Source organism: Enterobacter cloacae complex sp. IR5428 (assembly GCF_049238585.1).
GTDB lineage: Bacteria > Pseudomonadota > Gammaproteobacteria > Enterobacterales > Enterobacteriaceae > Enterobacter > Enterobacter intestinihominis.
In genome coordinates this window covers 1-6,425 of sequence record NZ_JBMKHV010000030.1, presented here as the reverse complement: position 1 = coordinate 6,425, position 6,425 = coordinate 1, and the positions used below count along the sequence as shown (strand labels likewise).

Sequence of the window (6,425 nt, the reverse complement as noted above, 5' to 3'; positions counted from 1 at the left end):
ATTTGCCTGGCGGCTTTAGCGCGGTGGTCCCACCTGACCCCATGCCGAACTCAGAAGTGAAACGCCGTAGCGCCGATGGTAGTGTGGGGTCTCCCCATGTGAGAGTAGGGAACTGCCAGGCATCAAACAGAAAGAACCCCGTACCGGAAGGTGCGGGGTTTTTTGCTTTGTGCGTTCTGAAAAGTCGGGTGGTGGCCCCACCTTACCCGCCCTACATGCTTTCCCTCCTTGAAACTTTCTCACCTTTCGCTTGCAGACTCGACATTAAGCCCGTTTCTGGGTATCGTTAGCTGTCTGGATGTCTAAACGTTTATACGTATGTTGTGAGGATTTAAGGTTATGCCGATTCGGGTGCAGGACGAGCTACCAGCCGTCAATTTCTTGCGTGAAGAGAATGTCTTCGTCATGACGGCTTCGCGTGCGACAGGTCAGGAAATTCGCCCGCTGAAGGTGCTTATTCTCAATCTGATGCCAAAAAAGATCGAAACGGAGAACCAGTTCCTGCGTTTGCTCTCCAACTCTCCGCTTCAGGTTGATATCCAGCTGCTGCGCATTGACGCCCGTGAGTCACGCAACACGCCTGCTGAGCATCTGAATAACTTCTACTGTAATTTTGAAGATATTCGCGATGAGAATTTCGATGGACTGATCGTCACCGGCGCACCGCTGGGTCTGGTGGAATTTAATGACGTTGCCTACTGGCCACAAATCAGGCAGGTGCTGGAGTGGGCAAAAGATCACGTCACGTCCACCTTATTTGTCTGTTGGGCGGTACAGGCCGCATTGAATATCCTGTATGGTATTCCCAAGCAAACCCGCAGCGACAAACTTTCTGGCGTATACGAACACCACATTCTTCACCCGCATGCGCTGCTGACGCGTGGTTTCGATGACACTTTCCTGGCTCCGCATTCTCGCTACGCCGATTTTCCGGCACAGCTGATCCGCGATTATACCGACCTGGAAATCCTGGCCGAAACGGAAGACGGCGATGCCTACCTGTTCGCCAGTAAAGACAAACGCATCGCGTTCGTTACCGGCCATCCTGAGTACGATCCGCATACCCTCGCGTCAGAGTATTTTCGTGACGTTGAAGCGGGTCTGAATCCGGATGTCCCGTACAACTATTTCCCGAAAAACGATCCGCAAAACACGCCTCGGGCAACCTGGCGTAGTCACGGAAATCTGCTGTTCACTAACTGGCTCAACTATTACGTCTACCAGATTACGCCGTACGATCTGCGCCACATGAATCCGACGCTGGAGTAATCGTCTGCATTAAACGATCCTAAAGCGTTTCAGCTATTCACATCAGGCACCTTCGGGTGCCTTTTTTATTTCCGAAAACCAACTCAACATCGTGAAAAACTTTAATCCCATATTAATCATATAGTTGTGATTGGATATGAATTAAAATGGAAATTGTTTTTGATTTTGGAAAAATTATAGATAGTCTTAATTCTGCTGAGCGAAAACTACACAACGATCTTTCGCTCGCATCGGGGGCGTGATTTTGGATCTTTGATGAGGAGCAGAACGATGACTCAACAGGCAACAACGGTCGATGAACTGACCTTTACCCAGCCGAATGGTGAGCAAGAACAGCAAGTTTTGACGGCAGAAGCGGTAGAGTTTCTGACTGAACTGGTGACTCGCTTTACGCCACAGCGTAATAAACTGCTGGCGGCACGCATTCATCAACAGCAGGAGATCGATAACGGCAAGTTGCCAGGGTTTATTTCGGAAACCGCTTCCATTCGTCATGGTGAATGGAAAATTCGCGGAATCCCTGAAGATTTACAGGATCGTCGCGTAGAGATCACCGGCCCGGTAGAGCGCAAAATGGTGATTAACGCCATGAATGCCAACGTCAAAGTATTTATGGCGGACTTCGAAGATTCCCTCGCGCCGGACTGGCAGAAAGTTATCGACGGGCAGATCAACCTGCGCGACGCCGTCAACGGCACCATCAGCTATACCAACGAAGCCGGTAAAATTTACCAGCTCAAACCGAATCCGGCGGTGCTGATCTGCCGCGTACGCGGTCTGCATTTGCCTGAAAAACACGTCACCTGGCGCGGAGAAGCCATTCCGGGCAGCCTGTTCGACTTTGCGCTGTACTTCTTCCACAACCATAAGAACCTGCTGGCGAAAGGCAGCGGCCCCTATTTCTATCTGCCGAAAACCCAGTCCTGGCAGGAAGCGGCGTGGTGGAGTGAAGTCTTCAGCTACGCAGAAGACCGCTTCAGCCTGCCGCGCGGCACCATTAAGGCCACGCTGCTGATTGAAACCCTGCCAGCCGTATTCCAGATGCATGAGATCCTCCATGCGCTGCGTGACCATATTGTGGGCCTGAACTGCGGCCGCTGGGATTACATCTTCAGCTACATCAAAACCCTGAAAAACCATGCCGACCGGGTATTGCCGGATCGTCAGGTTGTCACCATGGATAAACCCTTCCTCAGCGCCTACTCGCGCCTGCTGATTAAGACCTGCCACAAACGCGGCGCCTTTGCGATGGGCGGTATGGCGGCCTTTATCCCGAGCAAAGATGCTGAGCGTAACAACCAGGTGCTCAACAAGGTGAAAGCCGATAAAGAGCTGGAAGCCCGTAACGGCCACGACGGGACGTGGATTGCCCACCCCGGTCTGGCCGACACGGCGATGGAGGTCTTCAACCGCGTACTCGGCGACAACAAAAACCAGCTGTTTGTAACCCGTGAAGACGATGCGCCAATCGCAGAAGAACAGTTGCTCGCGCCGTGTGCGGGCGAGCGTACGGAAGAGGGCATGCGCGCCAATATTCGCGTCGCCGTGCAGTACATCGAGGCATGGATCTCCGGCAACGGCTGCGTGCCGATCTACGGCCTGATGGAAGATGCCGCCACGGCGGAAATTTCACGTACCTCCATCTGGCAGTGGATCCATCATCAAAAAACGCTCAGCAACGGCAAACCGGTCACCAAAGCCCTGTTCCGTCAGATGCTGGCCGAAGAGATGCGGGTCATCCAGGACGAACTGGGCGAGCACCGCTTCAGCAGCGGGCGTTTTAATGACGCTGCGCGCCTGATGGAGCAAATCACCACCTCTGATGACTTAATCGACTTCCTGACCCTGCCGGGCTACCGCTTCCTGGCGTAATTCACCACATAACAATATGGAGCATCTGCACATGAAAACCCGTACCCAACAGATCGAAGAGTTACAAAAAGAGTGGACCCAACCGCGCTGGGAAGGCATTCGCCGTCCGTACAGCGCAGAGGAAGTGGTGAAGTTACGCGGCTCGGTTAACCCGGAGTGTACGCTGGCGCAGAACGGCGCGGCGAAAATGTGGGATCTGCTGCACGGGGGGTCTAAAAAAGGTTATATCAACAGCCTCGGCGCACTGACTGGCGGTCAGGCATTGCAGCAGGCGAAGGCTGGCATTGAAGCTATCTATCTTTCCGGCTGGCAGGTCGCGGCGGATGCTAACCTGGCCTCCAGCATGTATCCGGATCAATCTCTTTATCCGGCGAACTCGGTGCCGTCAGTGGTAGATCGGATCAACAATACCTTCCGCCGTGCGGATCAGATCCAGTGGGCGGCGGGCATTGAGCCCCACGATCCGCGCTTTACTGATTATTTCCTGCCGATCGTCGCCGATGCGGAAGCCGGTTTCGGCGGCGTGCTGAACGCCTTTGAGCTGATGAAATCGATGATTGAGGCCGGTGCAGCGGCCGTTCACTTTGAAGATCAGCTGGCGTCGGTGAAGAAGTGTGGGCATATGGGCGGGAAAGTGCTGGTGCCAACTCAGGAAGCGATCCAGAAGCTGGTTGCCGCGCGTCTGGCTGCTGACGTGCTCGGCGTGCCGACGCTGGTCATTGCTCGTACCGATGCGGACGCAGCGGACCTGATCACCTCTGACTGCGACCCGTACGACAGCGAATTCATCACCGGCGAACGCACCAGCGAAGGGTTCTATCGCACGCATGCCGGTATTGAACAGGCGATCAGCCGCGGCCTGGCGTATGCCCCTTACGCCGACCTGGTCTGGTGTGAAACCTCCACGCCGGATCTGGCGCTGGCGAAGCGCTTTGCCGATGCGATTCATGCGAAATATCCGGGCAAGCTGCTGGCCTATAACTGTTCGCCGTCCTTCAACTGGCAAAAAAATCTGGACGACACGACCATCGGCAGCTTCCAGCAGCAGCTGTCGGATATGGGCTACAAGTACCAGTTCATCACCCTGGCGGGTATCCACAGCATGTGGTTCAACATGTTCGACCTGGCGCATGCCTACGCACAGGGCGAAGGCATGAAGCACTATGTTGAGAAGGTACAGCAGCCAGAATTTGCGGCGGGCAAAGAGGGTTACACCTTCGTTTCGCACCAGCAGGAGGTGGGAACCGGCTACTTCGATAATGTGACCACGATTATTCAGGGCGGGACTTCCTCCGTCACGGCATTAACGGGTTCAACGGAAGAAGCACAGTTCTGATCTTTCCCCCTCTCCCCCCTCGGGGAGAGGGTTGGGGTGAGGGGAATATATGTCGCGTGGTCTGGAATTACTGATAGCCCAAACTATTTTGCAGGGCTTCGATGCCCAGTATGGCCGCTTTCTGGAAGTCACATCCGGCGCGCAACAGCGTTTTGAGCACGCCGACTGGCATGCGGTTCAGCAGGCCATGAAGCAGCGTATCCATCTCTATGATCACCACGTAGGTCTGGTGGTGGAACAACTGCGCTGTATCACCGACGGTAAAAGCCCGGATGCGGAATTTTTACTGCGCGTGAAAGAGCATTACACCCATCTGTTACCCGACTACCCGCGCTTCGAGATTGCGGAGAGCTTTTTTAACTCCGTCTATTGCCGGTTATTTGACCACCGCTCATTATCTCCTGAGCGGTTATTTATCTTCAGCTCCCAGCCCGAGCGACGCTTCCGTACCATTCCGCGTCCGCTGGCGAAAGATTTCTTTCCCGATCGCGGTTGGGAAAAGCTCCTGCACCGCGTCTTAACGGATTTGCCGCTGCGCCTGCCGTGGGAGAATAAACCCCGGGATATCGGCTATATCCACGCGTATCTCAGTGAAACCTTCGGCGAGGCGGTGCTCAGCCGCAGCCATTTGCAGGTTGCCAACGAGCTTTTCTACCGCAATAAGGCCGCCTGGCTGGTGGGCAAACTGGTTACGCCGACAGCCATCGTGCCGTTTCTGCTGCCCATTCACCGTACCGACGACGGCGAACTGTTTGTCGATACCTGCCTGACTACCAGCGCTGAGGCGAGTATCGTATTTGGCTTCGCCCGCTCCTATTTCATGGTCTACGCCCCGCTGCCTGCCGCCCTGGTGGAGTGGCTGCGCGAGATCCTGCCGGGCAAAACCACCGCCGAGCTGTATATGGCGATTGGCTGTCAGAAGCATGCCAAAACGGAGAGTTATCGGGAATACCTGCGTTATGTCACCACGGCTGATGAGCAGTTTATCGAAGCGCCGGGTATCCGCGGCATGGTGATGCTGGTCTTCACGCTGCCGGGCTTTGATCGGGTGTTTAAGGTGATTAAGGATAAATTCGCCCCGCAGAAAGAGATGACCGCAGCCCACGTCCGTGCCTGCTATCAGCTGGTAAAAGAGCACGATCGCGTCGGGCGAATGGCCGATACCCAGGAGTTTGAAAACTTTGTGCTGGATAAGCAGCAGATCGATCCGGCGCTAATGACGCTACTCATGCAGGAAGCGCCGACGAAAATTACCGATCTTGGCGATAAGATTACGATTAGCCATCTCTATATCGAACGCCGGATGGTGCCGCTAAATATCTGGCTGGAGCAGTCCGAAGGTCAGGCTTTACGAGACGCCATTGAAGAGTACGGCAATGCGATTCGCCAGCTCGCCGCCGCCAATATTTTCCCCGGCGACATGCTGTTTAAAAACTTCGGCGTCACCCGTCACGGGCGGGTGGTGTTCTACGATTACGATGAAATTTGCTACATGACCGAGGTGAACTTCCGCGATATCCCGCCGCCGCGCTACCCGGAAGATGAACTGTCCAGCGAGCCGTGGTACAGCGTATCGCCGGGCGATGTGTTTCCGGAGGAGTTTCGCCACTGGCTTTGTGCCGACCCGCGCATCGGGCCGCTATTCGAAGAGATGCATGCCGATCTGTTCCGCGCCAGCTACTGGCGCGGGCTGCAAGCGCGGATCAAAAACGGGCACGTGGAAGATGTCTACGCTTACCGCCGCAAGCAGCGGTTTTGCATCCGCTTTTCTCCCTCTCCCGCAGGGTAAGGGCATCATGTTTTCTCCCTCTCCCTGTGGGCTGAGGGATCCCCAGTAATTTTTTTATGCAGAAGCAATAAAGTTGCTTTCTAAATGACTGAGGGCTGTCAGCGATGCCCTGGTCCGGCTGTAAATCGCTGAGGCGTTTCCTGCAGGCCGGGGCGAGGC

Annotated in this window: 4 protein-coding genes and 1 rRNA gene; all 5 read left to right on the top strand. The window is 55.0% G+C overall.

From position 1 onward, the window contains the following. The first annotated feature begins 5 nt into the window (after positions 1 to 5). The 5 genes from rrf to aceK all read left to right on the top strand — a co-directional run bounded on the left by rrf (position 6) and on the right by aceK (position 6,266). A 5S ribosomal RNA gene (rrf, locus tag ACOTXC_RS22530) occupies positions 6 to 121 on the top strand. Between the two features lie 218 nt (positions 122 to 339). Further along, positions 340 to 1,269, top strand: a complete 930-nt coding sequence (gene metA, locus ACOTXC_RS22525; protein ID WP_022646716.1) for a homoserine O-acetyltransferase MetA — start codon at positions 340 to 342, stop codon at positions 1,267 to 1,269. A 270-nt stretch (positions 1,270 to 1,539) separates the two neighbouring features. Next, entirely contained in the window at positions 1,540 to 3,141 is a 1,602-nt protein-coding gene (gene aceB, locus ACOTXC_RS22520; RefSeq protein ID WP_023299079.1) for a malate synthase A, read from the top strand. Positions 3,142 to 3,172: 31 nt separating this feature from the next. Continuing rightward, the gene (gene aceA, locus ACOTXC_RS22515; RefSeq protein ID WP_421767963.1) at positions 3,173 to 4,477 is read left to right on the top strand and encodes an isocitrate lyase; all 1,305 of its coding nucleotides are present in this window, start codon (positions 3,173 to 3,175) and stop codon (positions 4,475 to 4,477) included. A gap of 49 nt (positions 4,478 to 4,526) precedes the next feature. Beyond that, a complete protein-coding gene (gene aceK / locus ACOTXC_RS22510) occupies positions 4,527 to 6,266 on the top strand; it encodes a bifunctional isocitrate dehydrogenase kinase/phosphatase (RefSeq protein ID WP_421767962.1) in 1,740 nt (579 codons plus the stop codon). Positions 6,267 to 6,425: the final 159 nt, after the last annotated feature.

Bases quoted from the DNA above. Each gene is read 5' to 3' on its own strand.
- aceA (WP_421767963.1), top strand. From the start codon at position 3,173: ATGAAAACCCGTACCCAACAGATCGAAGAGTTACAAAAAGAGTGGACC.
- aceK (WP_421767962.1), top strand. From the start codon at position 4,527: ATGTCGCGTGGTCTGGAATTACTGATAGCCCAAACTATTTTGCAGGGC.
- aceB (WP_023299079.1), top strand. From the start codon at position 1,540: ATGACTCAACAGGCAACAACGGTCGATGAACTGACCTTTACCCAGCCG.
- metA (WP_022646716.1), top strand. From the start codon at position 340: ATGCCGATTCGGGTGCAGGACGAGCTACCAGCCGTCAATTTCTTGCGT.